At 61.3% G+C, this 21127-nt stretch carries 15 protein-coding genes; 10 read left to right on the top strand and 5 right to left on the bottom strand.

Annotated elements, in window-relative coordinates:
• Positions 1–113: 113 nt before the first annotated feature.
• The 5 genes from J3P90_RS13715 (at position 114) to J3P90_RS13695 (ending at position 9195) form a co-directional block, all read left to right on the top strand.
• Positions 114–1139 carry a zinc-dependent alcohol dehydrogenase family protein gene (locus J3P90_RS13715; protein WP_434674872.1) on the top strand — a complete coding sequence of 342 codons (1026 nt, stop codon included), beginning with the start codon at positions 114–116 and terminating at the stop codon, positions 1137–1139.
• Between the two features lie 668 nt (positions 1140–1807).
• Positions 1808–3295, top strand: coding sequence for a hypothetical protein (locus J3P90_RS13710; protein ID WP_420764011.1), 1488 nt, complete (start codon positions 1808–1810; stop codon positions 3293–3295).
• A gap of 75 nt (positions 3296–3370) precedes the next feature.
• Positions 3371–4768 (top strand): aminotransferase class I/II-fold pyridoxal phosphate-dependent enzyme, encoded by a 1398-nt coding sequence (locus tag J3P90_RS13705; RefSeq protein WP_434564005.1) that lies wholly within the window; start codon positions 3371–3373, stop codon positions 4766–4768.
• 90 nt (positions 4769–4858) lie between these two features.
• A complete protein-coding gene (gene pgm / locus J3P90_RS13700; RefSeq protein ID WP_434611371.1) occupies positions 4859–6505 on the top strand; it encodes a phosphoglucomutase (alpha-D-glucose-1,6-bisphosphate-dependent) in 1647 nt (548 codons plus the stop codon).
• A 221-nt stretch (positions 6506–6726) separates the two neighbouring features.
• Positions 6727–9195, top strand: coding sequence for a UvrD-helicase domain-containing protein (locus J3P90_RS13695; RefSeq protein ID WP_434674871.1), 2469 nt, complete (start codon positions 6727–6729; stop codon positions 9193–9195).
• Positions 9196–9255: 60 nt separating this feature from the next.
• Here the strand turns inward: J3P90_RS13695 and J3P90_RS13690 are convergent, their stop codons facing one another.
• Both J3P90_RS13690 and J3P90_RS13685 read right to left on the bottom strand, forming a co-directional pair.
• Positions 9256–9534, bottom strand: a complete 279-nt coding sequence (locus J3P90_RS13690; protein ID WP_003201764.1) for a DUF1652 domain-containing protein — start codon at positions 9532–9534, stop codon at positions 9256–9258.
• Between the two features lie 192 nt (positions 9535–9726).
• The gene (locus J3P90_RS13685) at positions 9727–11190 is read right to left on the bottom strand and encodes an MFS transporter (RefSeq protein ID WP_434674870.1); all 1464 of its coding nucleotides are present in this window, start codon (positions 11188–11190) and stop codon (positions 9727–9729) included.
• Between the two features lie 123 nt (positions 11191–11313).
• Here J3P90_RS13685 and J3P90_RS13680 point away from each other — a divergent pair, with 123 nt between their 5' ends.
• Positions 11314–12216 carry a LysR family transcriptional regulator gene (locus tag J3P90_RS13680; RefSeq protein WP_434674869.1) on the top strand — a complete coding sequence of 301 codons (903 nt, stop codon included), beginning with the start codon at positions 11314–11316 and terminating at the stop codon, positions 12214–12216.
• Between the two features lie 96 nt (positions 12217–12312).
• Here the strand turns inward: J3P90_RS13680 and J3P90_RS13675 are convergent, their stop codons facing one another.
• Complete coding sequence (locus J3P90_RS13675; RefSeq protein ID WP_420764005.1) at positions 12313–12537, bottom strand: YgdI/YgdR family lipoprotein; 225 nt, start codon at positions 12535–12537, stop codon at positions 12313–12315.
• Between the two features lie 221 nt (positions 12538–12758).
• On the opposite strand from J3P90_RS13675, the gene J3P90_RS13670 reads away from it, so the two are divergent.
• The 3 genes from J3P90_RS13670 to J3P90_RS13660 all read left to right on the top strand — a co-directional run bounded on the left by J3P90_RS13670 (position 12759) and on the right by J3P90_RS13660 (position 18793).
• The gene (locus tag J3P90_RS13670) at positions 12759–14411 is read left to right on the top strand and encodes a VRR-NUC domain-containing protein (protein WP_434674868.1); all 1653 of its coding nucleotides are present in this window, start codon (positions 12759–12761) and stop codon (positions 14409–14411) included.
• Entirely contained in the window at positions 14408–16744 is a 2337-nt protein-coding gene (locus J3P90_RS13665; RefSeq protein WP_434674867.1) for an ATP-dependent DNA helicase, read from the top strand. The genes J3P90_RS13670 and J3P90_RS13665 overlap by 4 nt, the downstream gene beginning before the upstream one ends.
• A gap of 114 nt (positions 16745–16858) precedes the next feature.
• Entirely contained in the window at positions 16859–18793 is a 1935-nt protein-coding gene (locus J3P90_RS13660; protein ID WP_434674866.1) for a PAS domain S-box protein, read from the top strand.
• A gap of 70 nt (positions 18794–18863) precedes the next feature.
• Here the strand turns inward: J3P90_RS13660 and J3P90_RS13655 are convergent, their stop codons facing one another.
• Positions 18864–19094: a hypothetical protein gene (locus J3P90_RS13655; RefSeq protein ID WP_434564014.1), complete on the bottom strand. Its 231-nt coding sequence runs from the start codon at positions 19092–19094 to the stop codon at positions 18864–18866.
• A 141-nt stretch (positions 19095–19235) separates the two neighbouring features.
• Between J3P90_RS13655 and J3P90_RS13650 the strand changes: the two genes are divergently transcribed.
• Complete coding sequence (locus J3P90_RS13650) at positions 19236–19772, top strand: hypothetical protein (RefSeq protein WP_420764000.1); 537 nt, start codon at positions 19236–19238, stop codon at positions 19770–19772.
• On the opposite strand, the gene J3P90_RS13645 is transcribed toward J3P90_RS13650, so the two are convergent.
• Entirely contained in the window at positions 19769–21112 is a 1344-nt protein-coding gene (locus J3P90_RS13645; protein ID WP_434674865.1) for a cation:proton antiporter, read from the bottom strand. The two genes, J3P90_RS13650 and J3P90_RS13645, sit on opposite strands and share 4 nt — an antisense overlap.
• Positions 21113–21127 lie beyond the last annotated feature (15 nt).

Genomic DNA, 21127 nt, shown 5'->3' with positions numbered 1-21127 from the left:
TCTTGCTGCGGAATCAATGACAGGCATGTCGACTATTAATAGCCACTGGTGGTCTTGGCTACAAAGCCCGGATAGAGTTCATGGCATTAGAGGTTACTTTGACGAGGTTTGCGATGTCCCGCACGATCCGTTTTCACAAGTTTGGTGGTGCCGAGGTGCTCAAATGCGAAGAGCATGCGGCGGCTCTTCCTGCGCCGGGAGAAGTGCAGGTCCGCGTCGAAGCCATCGGCATCAGCTGGTATGACACCCTGTGGCGCCAGAACCTGGCGTCGTCCCAGGCGCGCCTGCCTTCGGGGCTGGGCCATGAAATGGCTGGCGTGGTCACCGCCATCGGCGACGGTGTCGACGGTCTGGCCGTCGGCGACAAGGTCGCCAGCTTCCCCGCAGAGAGTCCGAACGATTATCCGGTGTATGGCGAGGTCATCGTGCTGCCACGCACCGCGCTGACTCGCTATCCCGATGTGCTCAGCCCAATCGAGGCCGCGGTGCATTACACGCCGCTGTTGATCGCCTACTTCGCCTACATGGACCTGGCACGGGTCAAGCCTGGGCAGTTTGCCCTGGTCACCGATGCCAGCCATTGCGCCGGTCCGTCGTTCGTGCAGCTGGGCAAGGCCTTGGGTGTGCGGGTGATCGCAGCGACCAAGACTGCCGACGAGCGCGAATATCTGCTGTCGCTGGGCGCCGAAAAGGTGATCGTTACCGAGGAGCAGGACTTGCTGATGCAAATCAACAAGCTGACGGACAATCGTGGCGTCGACGTCGTGTTCGACGGCCTTGGCGGTCCGCAGATGTCGCTCCTGGGTGACGTGCTGGCACCTCGTGGCAGCCTGGTGCTGTATGGCTTGCAGGGTGGCAACCAGACGCCATTTCCGGCTTGCGCGGCCTTCCAGAAGAACATCCAGTTCTTCGTGCACTGCATCGGCAATTTCACCGGCAAGCCGGAACTGGGGATTGTCCAGGACCAGGTGGCCTTGCAGCGCGCATTGCGTGATATCAACCAGCTCACCGCCGATCGTGTCGTGTTGCCACTCAAGACTCGGGTCTTTCCCTTCTCCGAGTTCGTCGAGGCCCACCGCTACATGGGCGAATGCCCTTGCCGCGAACGTGTTGCCCTTCAGGTGGTCGACCCCGCCTGATTCCCCTCCTTGCGCAAGAGCCAGCGGTTTCGGCTCTTGCGCGGCCCTGGCCTGCCTGGCCACGCGCCTTTTCATTGCGTCTTGCCTTATCCAAGGCGGCCCTGCGCCTGCTTGTGCGCGTTACCTATGCCGCTTTTCCCCGCGTTAAAAACCGAAGTCGCGCAACTGAACTGGTTTTTGGCGCCAATCTGTATCTTCTAATCATTATTTAAGTGCTGATAATTGAACGCTTGTTTCCAACTCAAGGAAGAAGTCGTGGCGCAATACAGACTTTACTCAGGTTTCGACCCTTCAGCGAATATTCAAAATGGCCCGAATGGTAGTTGCTTTGGTCCTGCCCGTCGATCATGGGGAAAATCGAGTTGGTCAACAGGAGAGTTGCTTTTCGGCATGTTCTTTATCTGTTGTCTCTCTAGTCTGTGGGAAGTTGTAAGAAATCTCCTAGGACGTAACGATTGTTCAGCGAGGGGCAATGATTGCGGGGTTTTCCTGGGTTCTGATGAGGCGGCGGGGTCAAGGTGCCTCGTATGTGTCAAATGATTGCCCAAGGCAAACATGGAGCGTATTGCCAATACTGTTGGCAATAACAAAGCAATATTCAGAACTGCGTCGCGCAATCGGCTTGGTGCGGGCGCGACGCCGATAATCGAATTTCCAGGTAAATGGTTATGAGTGCAATTCATGAACAGGCAATGACTTACGTTTACCAGCAAGTATTGCAACGCTTGCTGGATTTTTATTCCCGAGCGGAACGGACTGCACTGCAGCTCCTGATCCAACGCTTGATCGTCGCCGCTGGGGGCATCGAGCGAATCGGCGATTACCGGGTGCTGTCGGTGCAGAATGGGAGCCGGGAGGGGTTCTACGTCCTGACAGCCTTGCGAGCGGCGCAATTGAGCATCGCCGGTCGGCACCCGGCGACGTTTGATCTTCGCGTCGCCACGCCTCGCCTGGGGGAGACGACCCAGGCCAGCCTGGAGAATATTCATCGCTGCTACAGCGCGCTGTTCCTCTACGACGACCCCAGGGTGGAGCTGCTCATGGCCGACAACCGTGAGGTGGTGCCATTCGACCATCGCAAGGCACCTTCGGAGGCGTGGTATGAGTCCAATCGGACCCACATGCTGATGCTGGGCCACCTGCGTCCGTCCGACAGCCTCTTGGGCCTGGGGGATGAGGGCTACCTGGCAATGGCGGAATTCTACAGGCATGTGGCGCGCTGGGAGTCGGGCGTCGATTCATGGGTCAGCAGCGACACGCCACGCCAGCAGAAGCAATTCATGGCGGGCCTTCATCGTGCGACCCGCAAGGTTGGCCAGCCGGTCGATCCGAGTTGTGGCTTCGACGGCCTCTTCATGCAGCTCGACACGATAGGCGGCGATTTCTTCCAACAGTTCTATGGCCGGGCCCGCCTGGGGCCGTGGCGGCCCGAAGGTCAGTTCGAGGCCTGTCGGCGGATAGGGCATATCAGCATCGACGACCTGATCGTCGATCGCCTGGAGGAAAACAACTGGCCTCTGTTCAGTGAATTTCTGCGGGTACGTCCCGATGGGCTGGTTGCGCCAACGATCGAGCATGAGTTCCTCAGTCCGTTCCTGTCCGCTCACCTGTACGGCTTGCAGGCCTGCTATCTGCAAGGCCGCAGCTATGAAACCGGCTATGGCGACTATGTGCAGCGCACTGTCATGCTCATGCATCGCAAGCAATTACCCCTCCATGTCTGCCAACAGGTCCAGGAACTGTTCGGCTCGCCGGCGGCCATCCCCGAGCGTCGCGCCCAGGCAGCCAACGAGGTGCAAAACACCCTGAGGCTCAATGAAACCCAACTGGTGTGCATGCTGTTTGCGCCCTTCGTGGACAATGGCGCGGGGCTGGAGCATTTCCTGCGCTGTAGCCATCCGGGCATGCTGGTGGCGATGCCGGACCTGCACAAAGCCTTGCAGGGAGGGACCGTCGCCGATCAGGTTGCGCAATGGATGGTGGATGTCAGCGGCCTGTCTATCCCGATGCTTGGCAAGTTGTACCGCGTCCGACTCGTCCCCGCGGAACGGGGGGCGGTTTCGGTGGTCGGCCCGCAATCAGTCGAGCAAGGCTTCGATACGGATGAAGATGAGCAGGGTACCGATGGATTGCGCGAACGCTCGGCGCGACGCTGAGGAACGGGGTTTGAAGGGGTTGGCTTTTCTCGTCCCCGCACGGCTGGCCATGGCTCGTATCGTTGGCGCGGGCTCATGAAGGTAGGCCGGGAAACAGATTTCGCCTACCAGGCGGTCTACCGATACCTGACGAACCTCATCAATGAGCTTGGCGCAGACGCCAAGGTGCGATTGCCATCGTTGCGGCAGTTGTCCGAGCGCCTGAGCGTATCCATCTCGACGATCCAGTACGCCTACTCCCTACTGGAGAAGGAAGGGCGCGTGTATTCGATCGCCAAGTCCGGTTACTACGCGTCGCCGGTGCCCTGCGTTGCCGACCTGGGCGACGGTGAGGATTTGCTCGAAACCTTGTATGTCAACGCCCGCAGGCCTGGCATGCTGGTGCTCAGCGATGATGAGCCGGCTTCCCTGCAGCCGCTGGACAGCCCGCTGCTTTTGCTTGAGCGCGAGTTGCTCCGCCAATACCCGCGCGCTTCACAATTGCCCTCACAACCCTGGGGCGAACAGGAGCTGCGAACGGCCCTTGCGGCTCGCTATACGTCTTCGCCGGCCCGATGCTGGAATGCCGACGACGTTTATATCGGTGCCGACCTGCGAGGTGTCCTGGAGATCCTCATCGCGGTATTGGCCCTCAAGGGGGCGACGGTGCTGATGGAGTCACCCGGCGACTGGACTGTCCTGCGCCTGCTGCAAGCGGCCGATGTGCAAGTGATCGAGCTGCCATCACCGGCGGGCGGGGACATGGACGTCGAGCAACTGGAGCGATTGCTTGCGAGCGAAACGGTGAGCCTGGTGGTGCTGTCCTCGGTCTTGAGCATGCCCAGGGGGACGCGCGCGAGCGAGGGTAATCGCCGCGCCGTGGCGCGGTTGCTCGAACGATACGGTACCTGGGTGCTGGAGAACGATAGCTACACCGACTTGGTATTCGAGCCAGGGAGCACGCCATTTCGGGATCTGCTGGACCCGGATCGTCTGATTGTCTACTCCACCTTCGAGAAAACCATCGGTGCCGAGGCGCCCTACGGTTACGTGCTGTCCAGGCAACTGACGTTGACCTTGCAACGGCACTTCCTGCTGCGCGCATTTCGCCTGTCGCCGATTCGCCAGAAGGCGATTGCACGCCTGTACAGCAATGGAAGGATCGACCAGCACCTCCTGGTCTTGCGCCGCTTGCTACGGGAAAGCGCCGCGTCGACCTCGCAATTGTTGCGCGAGCGGGTGAGTGATTGCCTGCAATGGGTGGAGCCCGAAGGAGGGGCGACGGTCTGGGCGCGAACTTCGCGCCCAGCTGACATGCGCCGGGTCTTTCAGCGCCTGCTGGCCCGTCGAATCGTCATCGCGCCGGGAGAATTGTTCAGCATCCAGGGGATGTACGGCCAGCATCTGCGCCTGACCCACGCATTCAGCTCAGTGGACGATCGGCAGGCCGCCCTATCTGCATTGGCCGACGCTTTGAAGCTCGAGCAATCTTGATCGCTGGGCCAGGGATCGAACCCATCGCGTGATGGTCGAACTGTCAGTAAACTGCATCCATTTTCGAGCCACTCCATTCCGAGGTTTTGCATGACAGTCAGTCCATTTGCGGGCAAGCCGGCACCGGCAGAGTTGTTGATCGATATCCCGCGACTGGTTACGGCCTATTACACGGGCCGACCCGATGCCTCGGTCGCGACCCAGCGCGTCGCTTTCGGCACCTCGGGGCACCGCGGCAGTTCTTTCGACCTGGGCTTCAATGAATGGCATGTGCTGGCCATCAGCCAGGCGATTTGCCTTTACCGCGAAGCCCAAGGTATCGATGGGCCGCTGTTCGTCGGCATCGACACCCATGCGTTGTCGACCCCCGCGGCTGCCAGCGCCCTGGAAGTGCTGGCCGCCAACGGTGTCACCGTGATGATTGCCGAAGGCGATGAATACACCCCTACGCCGGCCGTTTCCCACGCCATCCTCTGCTACAACCGAGGCCGCACCACTGGCCTGGCCGATGGCATCGTCATCACGCCGTCCCATAATCCGCCGCAAAGCGGTGGCTACAAGTACAACCCCACCAACGGTGGCCCGGCGGATACCCATATCACCAAATGGATCGAAGCCAAGGCCAATGAGCTGCTCGCCAACCAGCTGGCCGGCGTCAAGCGCATCAGCTACGAACAGGCGCTCAAGGCCGACACCACCCACCGCCATGATTTCCTCAATACCTACGTGGCAGATCTGGTCAACGTCATCGATTTTGATGCCATTCGCAATGCCGGGTTGCGCTTGGGCGTCGACCCGCTGGGTGGCGCGGGCGTGCGCTACTGGCCGGCCATCGCCGAGCACTATCGACTGGATCTGGACGTGGTCAATACTCACGTCGATTCGACCTTCCGCTTCATGACGGTCGACTGGGATGGGCAAATCCGCATGGACCCATCCTCCAGTCACGCCATGCAAGGCCTGATCGGCCTGAAAGAACGGTTTGACGTGGCGTTCGCCTGTGACCCGGATCATGACCGCCACGGTATCGTGACTCCGAGCGGCGGCCTGCTGGCGCCGAACAACTACCTGGCAGTGTCGATCGACTACCTGTTCCAGAACCGCCCGCAATGGCGTGCCGATGCCGCTGTCGGCAAGACTGTCGTCAGCAGTGGCCTGATCGATCGCGTGGCCAACCGTCTGGGACGACGCCTCTATGAAGTCCCGGTGGGCTTCAAGTGGTTTGCCGATGGGCTGTTCGACGGTTCCCTCGGTTTCGGCGGCGAAGAAAGCGCCGGCGCCTCGTTCCTGCGCAAGGACGGTGGCGTCTGGAGTACCGACAAGGACGGTCTGATTCCGGCGTTACTGGCTGCGGAAATGACCGCTCGCACGGGTCGCGATCCAAGCCAGGCCTATCGCGCCCTGACGGATGAGTTGGGTGAACCGTTCTCGGTGCGGGTCGACGCCAAGGCCAGCCCGCAGCAAAAAGCACTGCTGAGCAAGTTGTCGCCGGACCAGGTCCAGTCCACCGAACTGGCCGGGGAGGCGATCAAGAACATCCTCAGCCATGCGCCAGGCAACGACCAGGCCATCGGCGGCCTGAAAGTGATGACCGAGAACGGCTGGTTCGCAGCGCGTCCGTCGGGCACTGAAGACATCTACAAGATCTATGCGGAAAGCTTCGTGAGCGACGAGCACCTTAAACAACTGGTGGTCGAAGCCCAGGCGCTGGTGGACGGGGCCATTTCCGGGCAGTAACCGAACGTTACGCTCCACCCCTGTATTGGCAGCGATGCCAATACAGGGGTGGGTGACCCTGCTCGCGAAGCATTGCCATGCCAGCAAACCTTGCGATACCAACCTGCCATGGCACTTTCATTTCATCGCCTAAATCCATGACTTATAAGCTTTTGGCTGGAATCCGCCGGTAAATCCAGACACCATAGTCGCCATGGTTCTGAACTCCGGAGACTCCAAGCGTGCCGCAACACCGTCCCGATCTTCCCTCCGACCTCTTGCCCCTGGCCCAGATGCCCTGGTTCAAGCGCCTGGCCGCGCGTTTATTCGGCCACGGCCTGACACGTTTGCGCGCCCAACACCGGGCGTCCTGGCTGCACGGTCAGGCCGATGGCTTTCGAAGCGGCCACACCGCCGGGTTTGACTATGGTCTCAGTGAAGGCAAAGCTGAGGGGTTGGAAGAGGGTCGCCAGGTCCTGTTGATCCGGGATTCGCGAAGCACTGAACATCCCGCTCCCCAAGTCGATGACCTGCTGTTCGATGACTGGCGCTTCCCCCTGACGGCCGAGCTGAAAAAACGCATGAAGGCTGACGTTGCCCGGCTGTTGCCGGCGCAGGCGCAACCCAGCAGCGCCCAATGGAAAATGATCTTCAGCGATACGCCGGCGACGTCGGTCGTTGCGGGCGCGGGCGCGGGCAAGTCCACCACCTTGGTGCTGCGCATCGTGCTGCTCTCACAGTACCTGGGCTTCGAGCTGGGCTCGATGACCGTGGTGACATTTACCCGGGAGTCGCGCAAGGATTTCATCGAGAAGCTCATCTCGGTCTTTGCGCTTTGGGGGCGGGCGATCGGGTTGAAGGAGGCGCGCGAACTGGTGCGCACCTTCCATTCTCGTATCCTGCCCATGGTCCGCAGTTTGCCGGGATTCGAGCGGCTCCAGGCGTTCGAGACCCTGAGCCATCGAACCGGGCCTGATGATGAGGACGGCCAAGGCAATCCGTTCGATCTGCGCATCAACGATGCCCAGCGCCAGCAGCTCAACGCCTGCTATCACGGGCTTTATCAGCGTGACGAGCGGTTCCGTGCGCTGATGACGTCACTTTCCCGTCACGCCTTGCAGCTCAAGGAACTGGAGCGCGACCACCCGGATGTGCAAAAGCGCATCGCTGTGACCGAGCTGGCGGCCCAGCGCGACGAAGCGTTGTGCGATGCGATCGAAGACCTCTGGTTTCGCGCGGGCGCCTGGCCGATCAAAGGGGTTGAGCCCAAGCGCGAAACGTTTGAGATCAATGGGTCGAGGTTTCATTGCCACGGCTACATACCGACCCTCGATGCCTGGGTGATGCTAGGGTTCGATCCGCGAGAAAATACTCAACTGAGTCGGCCCGGCGCCAAGCTCAGCCTGCGCGCCGAATGGGCAGTTAAGCGAACCCTCTTTCAAGCTTTCTGCCGTAAGCCGTTGATTTGGCTCGAAAGCTATGAAGAGGCCAGGCGGGTCCTCGCCTCGCTGGCGGGCAACGCCACGGCGGGCCCCGGCTTTGATTACAAGATAAAGGGCGAGTTGGCTTCGGCACCGTTGCTGGATTGTTTCGTTTCGGCGGCGGGCTTCATCGAAAACCTCGGCCTGGATGTCCCGGACGCCGTGGGCAGGCTGTGTTTCTCCAAGGACGACCCGGATCGGTATTTTTTCGAGGCGCTGAGCCGTTTCTGGCGGGCTTTCGAGGACCATTTGCTTGACCAGTCCCCTCCGGTCATGACCTACAACCGGATGTTCTCGCTGTTCAGCGAGCATTCGCCGGAGAACTTCAAGCTGCTCGATGACGCGCTGCTGAGGTCGATGTCACATTTGATGATCGATGAGTTCCAGGACGTTTCGCCACAGATCGTCTCCTGGCTGCGAGCGACCCTAAGTGAGGTGCGCAAGCGCGGGCCCGCCATGCATGTGGGGCGGGGCGCCCAGCGGTCGTCGTTGCTGTGCGTGGGTGACGACTGGCAGTCGATCTACGGGTGGCGTGGCAGTTCGCCGAGTTTTTTCGTGGGATTCAACAAGCAATTTCCGTCACCGGCGAATACGCGGGTCATGCTCACCGAGAATTACCGCAGCCACCAATACATCATCGACGCGGCCGAACATATCGTCGGTACGACGCCTTCCATTCCCGGCAAAAAAGCCAAGGCCAGTGGAGAGCCTCGTTCGCCGAGCCCGGTCAATGTGCTGGAGCGGGACGACGAAGGCTTGGCGAGGCGGCTCGGCGAGCACTACCGCAACGGCGATTCGATCTTGATGTTGTATCGAAAAAGCAGCGATAAGCTATTGATACAAAAGTATATTGAGCCAACAGTTAATGTGGATTCTAGCTTGCCGTATTCTCAAAGGCGCCTCAGGCAGATGACCTACCATAGCGCCAAGGGTCTCCAGGCGGATGCGGTGTTCTTGATAGGCGACTGCCAACATTTGACCCGTTCGCCGTACAAAAACCAGGTGTATCGAATGGCTGGGTTGGGCCAGGAAGGCGACGCCGAACCTTACGACTCGGCGCAGCGCGATGAGATCCTGCGCTTGGCGTATGTGGGCATTACACGGGCGGTGCAGCATTGCTACTGGTATGTCGATGGTCAGGACAGCCAGGCGGCTAACGCACCGAAGGCCTCGGACCGGGTCGGGGTAGGCAAACCTTTTTTCGCTGATCACCGCCGTGCGCGCGGCTGAGCTGCCTTGGCAAAACTCTTAACGACAAAAAAGCCCACATGAAAATGTGGGCTTTTTTCGTCACGAGGCGAATCGTCGCAAACCAACCGGGGGGACGAAGGCTTCTAGCTCGGCTTCCACCGCTTCGATGATTCGCTCGACGTCGGGGGCGTTCATCACGGTCGCGCAGGGAATGCCTGCAATCGCGATCATGGTTTCGCCGCTCGCGCGGTCAAATAACCGGGCAACCATACTGCCCGGGGCGTCCATGCTGGCTTCGAAGCCCATGGGATGGAAGTGCCAGCGCATCAACTGGCAGGCGTTGGGGAACGTTACCTTGCTGAAAGATCCTTTATTCATCTGTAGCCCGCCTTCTTCATCAAGCGCTTCCTTTTGCTCATGTCAGGAAGGAAGAGCCATCTTGGCTCTACCAGTGAGTACTAAAAATAGCATTTGAAAATGAACGGCACGTGGATTTTTTCAGTCCGTTTAGCGATTGGTTCAGTTTTTTTGATCTGCGTCATGACCTAACGCTAAATGTTCAGAACGCCATCACCGTTTGCTGGTGCGCTCCGCGCCTTGCTTCAACCGCTCTGGCACGCGGGTTGCGGCGCTTATCAACCACGCCAGGGCGGTCAGGGCCAGGCCGGCGGCAAACGTGAGATGCATGCCGTTCGTTACGTCTTCCGGACTTGCGACAGAGATACCGTTGGTCGGCAAAACCGCGGCAAAAACCGCACCGAGCACTGACGCGCCAGAAAGGAAGCCAAGATTGCGCGATAAATTGAGCAGGCCGGCAACCACGCCACGCTTGTCATCGGGGACCGGCGCCATCACCGCCGCGTTGTTCGCGGGTTGAAACAGCGCGTAGCCAAGGGTAGTCACCGCAATGGCAAGAACATAGCCCGCAATGCCCTGCGCGGGGGGAATCCGCGACAAGAGCAGGGTGCCGAGGACCATCGTCGCCAGCCCGGCTAGCCGCATTGGACGTACCCCGAACCGATCAGCCAGGCGTCCGGCGGGCACACCGGCGAGCGCGGCCACGCAGGGGCCCGCCGCCAGTACCAGGCCGACGATTGCCGGAGGCAGACCGAGGGTGATGGACAAGTAGAACGGGCCGACCAGCAAAGTCGCCATCATGACCGCCGCGACCAATGCACTGGCCGCCAGGCCTGACACCAAAGGGCGGTCGCGGAACATCGCCAGGGGAATCAGTGGCGAGTCGAGCCTACGTTGCACCTGGACGAACAGCCCGCCGCTGATAACCGCTACCAATAACAGCCCGCTGTTCAGCCAGCCGAAGCTTGTGCGTCCGACGGTCATCGCCAAGGTATAGGCGCCCAGCCCGGTGGCGAGCAACAGCGTGCCCAGGCCGTCGAAGCGCAAGCGCCCGATGGCAATCGGCCTGGGCACTACAGGCAGGAATCGCCAAGCCAACAGCAGCGTCAGCAGGCCCAGGGGCACGTTGATCAAGAACAGTGCGTGCCAGCCAAACCCTGTGATCAGCAGGCCGCCCAGGGACGGGCCCAAGGCGGTGCCCACCGCCGACAGCGTGGCAAGCAGCCCCATGGCGCTGCCAGTCCTGCTCTTTTCCACCGTTTCGCCGACCAGGGCCAGCGTCAGGGTCATCATGATCGCCGCCCCCAGGCCTTGCAGGGCCCGGGCCGCGACCAACCACCAGAGCGACGGCGCCAGGGCGCACAGCGCCGACGCAAGGGTAAACAGCGCAATGCCTGCCAGCAGCAGCTTGCGTCGGCCCAGCAAGTCGCCGAGCCTGCCCACGCTCACGATCAGCGTGGTAATCGCGAGCAGGTAGGCCAGCACGACCCATTGGACTTGCGCGAACGAGGCCTCGAACGCCTCGGCGAGCACCGGCAAGCCGACGGTGGCTACGCTGGCACCCAGTGACGCCAGCAGTGTCGAGAGTGCGAGGCTGGTCAGGGCCCAGCGCACCGGGGTACTCGGCGAGTGAGCCGCTGTCGTTGGCAAGCTTTGTTCTGCATTGGCTGGCTTCATCATGTCTCCGTTGTTTGCAACCTGCTGTTACAACAGTACGTCGAGGCTTAACATGGCGGAAGACGCATGAGTTGCAGGTTATAGCTGCATGTGACGCCATCCAACCCAGCCAAAGGCCCGCCAATGTCTGCAATCGACCTGAATCTACTCGTCACCCTGGATGCGTTGTTGTCCGAAGGCAGCGTGGCCGGTGCGGCCCGGCGGCTGGGGCTAAGTGCCTCGGCCATGAGCCGAGCGTTGGCGCGGTTGCGGCAGGCGACGGGGGACCCGTTGCTGGTCCGGGCGGGGCGCGGCCTGGTTCCAACGCCCCGGGCCATGGAACTGCGCGAGCAAGTCAGCCAGTTGGTGCACGGCGCCCAGGCCGCCTTGCGTCCGGTGCAGGCTCCGGACTTGCGCCGTATCAATCGGACATTTACGTTGCGCACCCGCCAAGGATTCGTGGAGAACTTCGCGATCGACCTGATCGCATACCTAAGCGAGCACGCCCCAGGAATACGGTTGCGTTTTGTCGAGAAGACCGACCGGGACGGCACGGCGCTGCGCGAGGGCAGCGTGGACCTGGAGACCGCCGTCGTCGATGAGGACACGCGCCCGGAACTGCGCACCCAGGCGTTGTTCGTCGACCGCATCATAGGCGTGGTGCGTGCGGGGCATCCGCTGAGTCGGGCCGAGGTGGATGTAGCTGGTTACGCGGCCGGCAGGCATGTCGGCGTTTCCCTGCGCGGAATCGAGCATGGCCCGATCGATGAGGCCTTGGGGGCGTTGAATCTATCCCGCGACATCGTGACTTGCGTCCCGGGTTTTTCCACTGCCCTGGGGCTCGCGCGGTCCAGCGATTTGATTGCCAGCGTGCCGGAGCGCTACACCACGCGCCTGCGCCACGGCATGCACAGCTTCGCGCTGCCAGTCCCGATTCCTGAATTCACTGTCGCAATGCTCTGGCATCCGCGAATGGATGCTGACCCCGTGCACCGTTGGTTGAGGGGCTGTCTGCGGGAAATATGTTCGGGGAAAAAACCGATATAGCGAAGCCAGCGAGGCTAGGGCCATGGACTGGCGGGGGGCGGTCCGGTACAGGTGGACAGACCTGCCGGCCCTCCAAGGGGAGGGCCCGGGATCCGTTCAGTCTTCCTTGCGAATCGTGGCGACTTCATCGGCACGAACGCGGACTTTCTTGCCTGAAATGTCTTCGAATTCGTAGAAGCCATCCGCCGTGCGGGTATTGGGGGTGTCCTCGGTCAAGTATTGGGTACCGTTCTGCAACGTCACCACGGTTGGTGATGCACAGCCGGCCAGCGCCAGGAATGCCACGGCGACCCAGGGCAGGCCCAGAAACCTGATGTTCATATCCATAACCTCTATGCATAGGGGTGAAGCCCAGCTGATTCGACCGGGCCATCACTGAGTTAACCGCCATTGGTCCCGCTTGTTGTAGGAAAGTTCATCGCCGCTTGAAGGTTTTCCCCTTTAAATATAGGAGACCGCTCATCTTTTGCAGTTGCCTGGGCTGCGACTAGCTGCTATCTGTACGCATAACCAGTACTTCAAGCACCGTGGCGCTATTTTCCGTGACAGCCAACCCCCTCGACGATCCCTTTTACTACCTGAACAATTTCCAGCGGGTGCTCGCCTGGCTGGCGCAACGCTACGCCGATGTACTCAGCGTCGAGGAACAACGTTTCATCGAGGATTTCGCCGCACTGCCGCGTGCCGCCCAAGGCCTGCTGGTGCGGATGGTGATGCGCAAGGGGCGGCACTTTCGCCACGGCAAATTGCATTACCCCGAGATCGGCGACATCGGCACGGCGGTGCAACCCCTGATCGCCTTGGGCTGGGTGGAGGAAGAGGCTGAGCTGAGCCTGGAAGAATTGTTCGAAGTGTTGCTCAAGCCTGAAATCCTGCTCTGCCTCGGCCATGGTATCGAGCAGCCCAAGGCAAAGAAGGCTGACTGGCTGTTGGCGTTGAGCGAGGGGTTCAGCCAACCCCAGCCATTTCGCGCCTGGTGCCCTCAGCTCCAGGATCGGTTGTTCAGTCTGACCGTCATGGCGCTGTGCGACCGCTTGCGTTTGATGTTCTTCGGCAATCTCTACCAGGATTGGTCGGAGTTCGTGCTGGCGGATCTGGGTATTTTTACCTACGAGGCCGTTGAGTTCAGTGTCGAGTCCCGGGGGCTGCGCAGCCGGCAGGACATCGATGCCTGTCTTTTCCTGCATGAATGCCAGCAGTGCTTCGAAGCCGGTGAAGCGCTTGAGGCGATCGTCGCCCGGATCAATACCCTGGAATTGGATAATCCTTGGCTGGAGCAGCGTCGGGGCAAGCTGTTGTTCCAGATCGGCCAGCACGCTGAACGTATCGGCGACTTTGCCACGGCCCTGTGCATCTATCGCGATTGCACCTATCCCGGCGCGCGGTTGCGCATGATCCGGGTGCTTGAACGCGTCGGTGAATATGCCTTGGCTCTTGACCTGGGCGAAGCCGCGGCGCAGTCGCCGCAAAGCGCCGCCGAACAACAAGCCCTGTTGCGGATCGTGCCGCGGCTGCGGCGCAAACTGGGCGGGCCACCCGTGCCGCGCCCGATGGCCCGGAGCGTCGAGCGGCTGGATTTGCACTTACCCCGGGTCGATCCGGCATTGTCGGTGGAATATTGCGTCCAGGCCCATTTGCATGACGACGCCGCGCCGGTGCACTACGTCGAGAACAGCTTGGTCAATTCCCTGTTCGGCCTGCTGTGCTGGCCGGCGATTTTCGCGCCGTTGCCAGGGTCGTTCTTCCACCCGTTCCAGCGCGGCCCGGTGGACCTGCTCAACGAGGACTTTCACGACCGTCGCGCCGAGCTGTTCGCGGCGTGCTTCGCCGAGCTGGATGACGGGCGCTACCGTGAAACCATCCGCCGTCGTTATTCAGAAAAATGTGGCGTGCAATCACCTTTCGTGTTCTGGGGGGCGCTGTCCGAAGCGCTGTTGGACCAGGCGCTCGACTGTCTGCCGTCAGAGCACCTCAAACACTGGTTCAGTCGTTTGCTATTGGACATCAAGGCCAACCGCGCGGGCATGCCGGACCTGATCCAGTTCTGGCCGCAGCACAAGACCTACCGCATGATCGAAGTCAAAGGCCCTGGCGATCGCCTGCAGGACAACCAGCTGCGATGGCTGGACTTCTGCCATGAGCACCGTATGCCGGTGGCTGTCTGTTACGTGCAATGGGCGGAGCAGGGCGCATGACCGAGGCGCCGGGCTACAGCATCGCCGTGCGGGCATTGTGTGAATTCACCGCCAAGGTCGGCGACCTAGATTTGCGCTTTACTCCGTCACCCACCGCGCTGGAAGGGATTGTCGGCCACCGGACCGTGGCATCACGGCGCAGCGAGGGCTACCAGGCCGAGGTCAGCCTGGAAGGCACCTACCAGAGCCTGAAGGTCAAGGGCCGGGCCGATGGCTACGATCCTGCGACCAACCGCCTCGAAGAAGTAAAGACCTACCGCGGCGACCTCAGCAAGCAACCGGACAACCATCGGCAGCTGCACTGGGCCCAGGCGAAGATCTACGCCTGGCTGATGTGCCAGAAATTGGAGCTGCCGCGCATTGACGTTGCCTTGGTGTATTTCGACATCGTCAGCGAGAAGGAAACCTGCCTGGACCAGCGTTTCGAAGCGTCGCAACTCCAGACGTTTTTCGAGCAGCAATGCGCACGGTTCCTGGCCTGGGCAGAGCAGGAAATGCGCCATCGCCAGGCACGCAACCAGGGCGCACAGGCCCTGCTTTTTCCCCACGCGACCTTCAGGCCGGGGCAGCGCCACCTGGCCGAGTCGGTTTTCAAGGCCGTCAGCACCGGTCGTTGCCTGATGGCCCAGGCGCCCACTGGCATCGGCAAGACGGTTGGCACCTTGTTCCCCATGCTCAAGGCCTTGGCGCCGCAGCGCCTGGACAAGGTGTTTTTTCTCACGGCGAAAACCCCAGGACGCAAACTGGCATTGGACGCCGCCCGGCTGCTCACCATCAGCACGACCGCGATGCCGCTGCGGGTGCTGGAAATGATCGCCCGGGACAAGGCTTGTGAACATCCGGATAAAGCCTGCCATGGCGAATCCTGCCCGCTGGCCCGTGGATTCTATGACCGCCTGCCCCAGGCCCGGGCAGCGGCGAGCCAGGTAACGCTCCTCGATCAAGCCGCGTTGCGTGACATCGCCCTGCACCACGAGGTCTGCCCGTATTACCTGAGCCAGGAAATGGCCCGCTGGGCCGACGTGGTGGTGGCAGACTACAACTATTATTTCGATTTCAGCGCCTTGCTTTTCGGCCTTGCCCAGGCCAATGGCTGGGCGGTCGCGACCCTGGTGGACGAAGCCCACAACCTGGTGGAGCGAGGGCGGCAGATGTACAGCGCGACCCTGGATCAGGCCACCTTGTCGGCGGTGCTCAAAACCGCGCCCGAGCCCCTGAAGAAACCCCTGCAAAAGCTCAATCGCCAGTGGAATGCCTTGCACGCACCACAGGTAGCGGCTTACCAGGCTTATGGCCGCCCCCCGGAAAAGCTGCTCCTTGCGCTGGGGTCCTGCGCCACGGCCATGGGCGATTACCTCAACGACCACCCCCAAGGCCTGGACAGCGGCCTGCAGGCCTTCTATTTCGACATCTTGCAGTTCGGGCGCGTGGCGGAGTCGTTCGACGAGCACTTCCTGTTCGATATCCATAAGCGAGAAACCGGTCGCCAGCGCAGCCTGTCCACGCTGTGCCTGCGCAACGTGGTCCCGGCCGGTTTCCTGCGGCCCCGGTTCACGGCGTCACGCAGCAGCGTGCTGTTCTCCGCGACCCTGAGTCCACGGCGCTACTACGCTGACTTGCTGGGTACGCCGGCGGACACGGTATCGATCGACGTTGAGTCACCGTTCCAGGCCCAACAATTGGACGTACAGGTGGTCAGTCGCATTTCCACCCGGTTCGCCCGTCGCCAGGCTTCCCTTGAGCCGATCGTCGAGTTGATGGGCCGCCAGTTCGATGAGCGCCCTGGCAACTACCTGGCGTTCTTCAGCAGTTTCGATTATTTACAGCAGGTGGCCGGGCTGTTCGCCGAGCGATATCCGCACGTCGAGACCTGGGCGCAATCGCGCGGCATGGGCGAGGCCCCACGACAGGCGTTTATCGAGCGATTCACGGAGCAGGGCCAGGGCATCGGCTTCGCCGTGCTGGGCGGGGCGTTCGGGGAAGGCATCGACCTGCCGGGCTCGCGCCTGATCGGCGCCTTCGTCGCCACCTTGGGACTGGCGCAGTTCAACCCGGTCAATGAACAGATCAAGCAGCGAATGGCGGCGATCTTCGGCGATGGATACGACTACACTTATTTGTACCCCGGCCTGCAGAAGGTCGTGCAAGCGGCTGGGCGCGTCATCCGTACCCAGCTGGATCGCGGAGTGGTGATGCTGATCGACGATCGCTTCGGCGAGGCCAAGGTGCAGCAGTTGCTGCCACGGTGGTGGTCAATCAATCCTGAGCATCCCAAGGCACCTGCGGGAGCGAGCTTGATCGCGATGGCGCCTGCATATCCTGCCTCTTCTTAGGCGGATGCACCGCTGTCACAAGCCCAACAGCCTATAGCCCCACGAAAATCAGGTTTTTCCCGGCGGGTCAGTTGTTCCATACTCCACCCAAATTCCCTTGGATGCCTCGGCCACATGCTTGAGAAGAACCCAAAGACCGCCCGTATCGATGAAGATCAGCGCTTTAGACTGTTGATCGATGCGGTGGTGGACTATGCCATCTACATGACCGATCCGTCGGGCATTATCATCAGTTGGAACTCCGGTGCCCGGCGCTTCAAAGGTTATGAAGAATCGGAAATCCTGGGCCAGCATTTTTCCCGTTTCTACACCGACCAGGACCGCGCCGCCGGCCTGCCGCACCGGGCGCTGGACACCGCCGTGCGCGAAGGACGCTTCGAAGGCGAAGGCTGGCGAGTGCGAAAGGATGGCACGCTGTTCTGGTCCCACGTGGTGATCGACCCGATCATCGACGCCCAGAGCGGCGAGCTGCTCGGTTTCGCCAAGATCACCCGTGACCTGACCGATCGCAAGATGGCCGAGGAAACCCTCAAGCAAAGCGAACAGCAATTTCGCCTGCTGGTGCAAAGCGTCACCGACTATGCCATCTACATGCTCGATCCGGATGGACAAGTCACCAACTGGAACCAGGGTGCCCAGCGCATCAAGGGCTATCTGCCGGCTCAAGCCATCGGCCAGCATTTTTCCATGTTCTACACCCCTGAAGACCGCGAAGCCGGGGAGCCGCAGCGCGCTCTGAGCATCGCCGCCACGGAGGGGCGTTTCGAAAAGAAGGGCTGGCGCGTGCGCAGGGATGGCACGCGATTCATGGCCCACGTGGTTATCGATGCGATTCGCAGCGATACCGGTACGTTGCTGGGGTTTGCCAAGATCACCCGGGACATCACCGATGCCACCCAAGCGCAGCAGGCCCTTGAACAGGCTCGCGAGGCGTTGTTCCAATCCCAGAAATTGCAAGCCATCGGCCAGCTCACCGGCGGCATCGCCCATGATTTCAACAATCTGCTGACGGTAATCCTTGGCAACCTGGAGATCGTGCGCAAGCGTATGCCCAGCGAGCCGAAGCTGACCCAACTGCTGGACAACGCCACCCAGGGCGCGCTGCGCGGCGTGTCGCTGACCCAGCGCATGCTCGCGTTTGCCCGGCGGCAGAAACTCAGCGCCGAACCGGTCGAATTGTCGGCGCTGGTGGACGGCATCAGCGGTTTGCTGCAAAGCTCCATGGGCCCTTCGATACACATCCAGACCCAGTTTGACGAGGCGTTGTCGCCGGTGCTGGCCGACGTCAACCAACTGGAACTGGCGATCCTCAACCTGGCGACGAATGCCCGGGACGCGATGCCCCAGGGCGGCCGGATCTTGATCCAGGCACAGGAGCGACAGGGGAGCGATGCTCCGACGGCAAGCAAGCCGCTGGCGACCGGACGCTACATCTGCCTGACCATCAGCGATGAAGGCGAGGGCATGGACGAGGAGACGCTGGCTTCGGCGGTGGATCCTTTTTTCACCACCAAGGGCGTCGGCAAAGGCACTGGCCTGGGTCTGTCCATGGTGCATGGCCTGGCCGAGCAGCTGGGCGGCCGGCTGATTCTCAAAAGCGAGAAAGGCGTCGGCACCAGTGCCGAGCTGTGGTTGCCAGTGGCCGACGATTCGGTCAGGGACAAGCCACCCGCCACCGAGATACCAACGCAACACGTCCAGAAACTGACGGTGCTGGTGGTGGACGATGACAGCCTGGTGCTGACCAGCACCCGTTTGCTGATCGAAGACTTGGGGCATCGGGTCTTCTGCGCGTTGTCTGGCGCCCAAGCGCTGGAGCTGTTCGAGCGCAATGAAGGGATCGACCTGGTGATCACTGACATGGCCATGCCCCAGATGGATGGCGCGCAGCTGGCCAGATTGCTGCGCGAGCGCCAACCGACCCTGCCGGTTATCCTCGCCACTGGTTACGCCGAGCGCCTGGAAGGGTTTGCAACGCAATTGCCGCGTTTGACCAAGCCATTCAAGCAGATCGACCTGGTGCAGATCATCGGGCAGACGATGGGTTAAACCGCCAAGTCGTCATGTGCGACCGCTGTGGCGAGGGGATCAAAACCCCTCGCCACGATCAGATGGTGTGTCATTGGGTATTTTTCTTGAAGCCCCGCAGGTTCATCGCGCACAGGCAGAACTGCAAGACGATCAGCGCGTAGGCATCCGTGTGCAAGCCCCAAATGACCCACAGGATATTGCTGAGAATAAAACAACTGAAGCCCGCCACTCGCCGACGGGGCTGGCGCGATCCGATCAACCATGCCGCCAATACCGTGATCGCCATTGCTGGCCATTGCACCCATCCAAGATAATCCACGCTTTTTTCCTCTTGCCTTCAATCCTTTAAAGACCCCGGCGGTGCAGCAGCGTTTCGTTGACCTTTGGTCCATCGGCTTGAACTTGCCCGGCTCTCATCCTTCTAGATGTACCCCAATCAAACCGAGGGAAAACCTGAGCAATGCCCAGAATCCTCACCCGTCTGACCCCTGAAGAAGAACTGACCGAACACAACGCCAAAATGTTCGGCTCGCCCAAGGAGCGGCTGGACTTTTATCGTCGGGAAATCCAGTACGAAACCAGCATTCTGGCCAATCGCACCGACGCCTACCTGACCGCCCAGTCATTCCTGGTGATCGCGTTTGCATCCTGCATGGCCAATCTGAACCCGGAGTGGGGCAAGCTCTTCACACTGATCGTGCCGCCATTTTTGGCGTTGCTCGGCGTCTTGAGTTCCCTCAATGCATGGCCGGGCATTCGGGCCGCCTACGACATCATCGACCACTGGCATTTCAAACAAAGCGAATTGCTGCGCAGCGAGCCGCTGATGGGGCTGGCCTACGACGAATCGCCGCTGTTCAGCGAGCGAGAGTCGACCCATAAGGGCTACCGTAAATCGCTGCTGTTTTCGGTGCGCACGCCGTGGATATTCGCAGCGTTCTGGGTGCTGTTGGGCATTTACTCGGTGTTTATCCAAGTGACCGATCCGGGCGGCTAGCCCGCGCGACCGTCTTTGCGGCGCTCATACCACGCCAGGGCGGGTTGGGTGGTGACACCGTGGACAAGGATGCTCAGCGCCACCACCGACAGCGTGAGGTTGATGCACTGCTGCGCCACTTCCGATTGCACGTCGTGATTCAAGGCGTAGAACAGATAAAACAGGCTGCCGATCCCGCGGATACCGAACCAGCCGATCAACAGCCGTTGCGGATGGTCCAGCAACCGCCCCCAGGGCATCACCCACACACTCAACGGGCGAATGACCGCGAATAACAGGGCGCCGACGGCGAGGGCCCGCCAATCCCAATGAGTGGCAAGGACGACGCCCAGCAGTGTCACCAGGAAAACCTCCATGGAACGCTCCACCAGGCTGCCGAACGCCAGCATGTCGCTCATCATCACGCCAGCCGCCACTTGGCCGTCGTCCAAGGCCTGGGTGTCGCCGACCACCGCCTGCTGAGGCTCGACCGTTTCGTGGCCCACCACCGGCTGTACCAGGTGTTCTGCCGGTGGCGAGTGTTCGTCGGTGGACTCGACCTCGGCCTGGCGCAGCCCCAGGCCAGCGGCGAACACCGACAGGAAACCGTAGCCGTGGATCGCTTCTGCCGCCACGTAGGCGAGGGCGATCAGGGCCAGGGCCAGATAGTCATTGGGTGACAAGGTGCTGTCGGCATTCTTGATACGCATCGACAACGTCAGCCCGCCGATGCCGCGCCCCAGCCAGTAGCCCACCAACAAACCCGCCGGCACCGCCCACAGGACGTCCCGCAACGCCCATTCGCCGAGGAATCCGCTGCCTTCCTCGCTCAGCATGAGCAAGCCAAGGATGACGAAGGGAAACGCCGTGCCATCGTTCAGCCCGGCTTCACCGGACAGCCCGAACCGCACCCGGTCGTCGTCGCGGGCATCGTTGACCTGCACCAGGGCCGCGAGCACCGGGTCGGTCGGCGCCAGTATCGCGCCGATCAGCATCGACATGCCCCAACCGAGGCCAAACAGGTAATGCAGCGCCAGGCAGAGCCCGACGATCGTCAGGATCATCACCGGTCCGGCGAGCCCGTAAGCCACGCGCCAGCTGCGGTTCTTGAGGGGCAGGCGCAGCTTGAGACCGCTGACGAACAGCGAAAACACGACGGCGACTTCGGTCAGGTGCTCCATCCACCCGGACGAGTCATTGACATCGAGCCTTAGCAGCCCCAGCCCAGCCGGCCCGATGGCGACGCCCAGCGCCAGGCACACGGCGGAGGTGGTGACGGGCATCCAGCGCAGGTAGGAGGAGGTCAGGGCCAAGGTCAGCAAGACAGCGCCGAGTACGGCTACCCACACGGTAAAGATCATGATTGCTCCTTGGGT

Source organism: Pseudomonas sp. D3-10, from assembly GCF_051132175.1.
Taxonomy (GTDB): domain Bacteria; phylum Pseudomonadota; class Gammaproteobacteria; order Pseudomonadales; family Pseudomonadaceae; genus Aquipseudomonas.
This window is presented reverse-complemented; position numbering and strand designations above follow the sequence as displayed.

Coding starts and splice junctions, on each gene's coding strand:
- J3P90_RS13715 (WP_434674872.1), top strand. CDS start 114: ATGTCCCGCACGATCCGTTTTCACAAGTTTGGTGGTGCCGAGGTGCTC.
- J3P90_RS13710 (WP_420764011.1), top strand. CDS start 1,808: ATGAGTGCAATTCATGAACAGGCAATGACTTACGTTTACCAGCAAGTA.
- J3P90_RS13705 (WP_434564005.1), top strand. CDS start 3,371: ATGAAGGTAGGCCGGGAAACAGATTTCGCCTACCAGGCGGTCTACCGA.
- pgm (WP_434611371.1), top strand. CDS start 4,859: ATGACAGTCAGTCCATTTGCGGGCAAGCCGGCACCGGCAGAGTTGTTG.
- J3P90_RS13690 (WP_003201764.1), bottom strand. CDS start 9,534: ATGAATAAAGGATCTTTCAGCAAGGTAACGTTCCCCAACGCCTGCCAG.
- J3P90_RS13685 (WP_434674870.1), bottom strand. CDS start 11,190: ATGAAGCCAGCCAATGCAGAACAAAGCTTGCCAACGACAGCGGCTCAC.
- J3P90_RS13680 (WP_434674869.1), top strand. CDS start 11,314: ATGTCTGCAATCGACCTGAATCTACTCGTCACCCTGGATGCGTTGTTG.
- J3P90_RS13675 (WP_420764005.1), bottom strand. CDS start 12,537: ATGAACATCAGGTTTCTGGGCCTGCCCTGGGTCGCCGTGGCATTCCTG.
- J3P90_RS13665 (WP_434674867.1), top strand. CDS start 14,408: ATGACCGAGGCGCCGGGCTACAGCATCGCCGTGCGGGCATTGTGTGAA.
- J3P90_RS13660 (WP_434674866.1), top strand. CDS start 16,859: ATGCTTGAGAAGAACCCAAAGACCGCCCGTATCGATGAAGATCAGCGC.
- J3P90_RS13650 (WP_420764000.1), top strand. CDS start 19,236: ATGCCCAGAATCCTCACCCGTCTGACCCCTGAAGAAGAACTGACCGAA.
- J3P90_RS13645 (WP_434674865.1), bottom strand. CDS start 21,112: ATGATCTTTACCGTGTGGGTAGCCGTACTCGGCGCTGTCTTGCTGACC.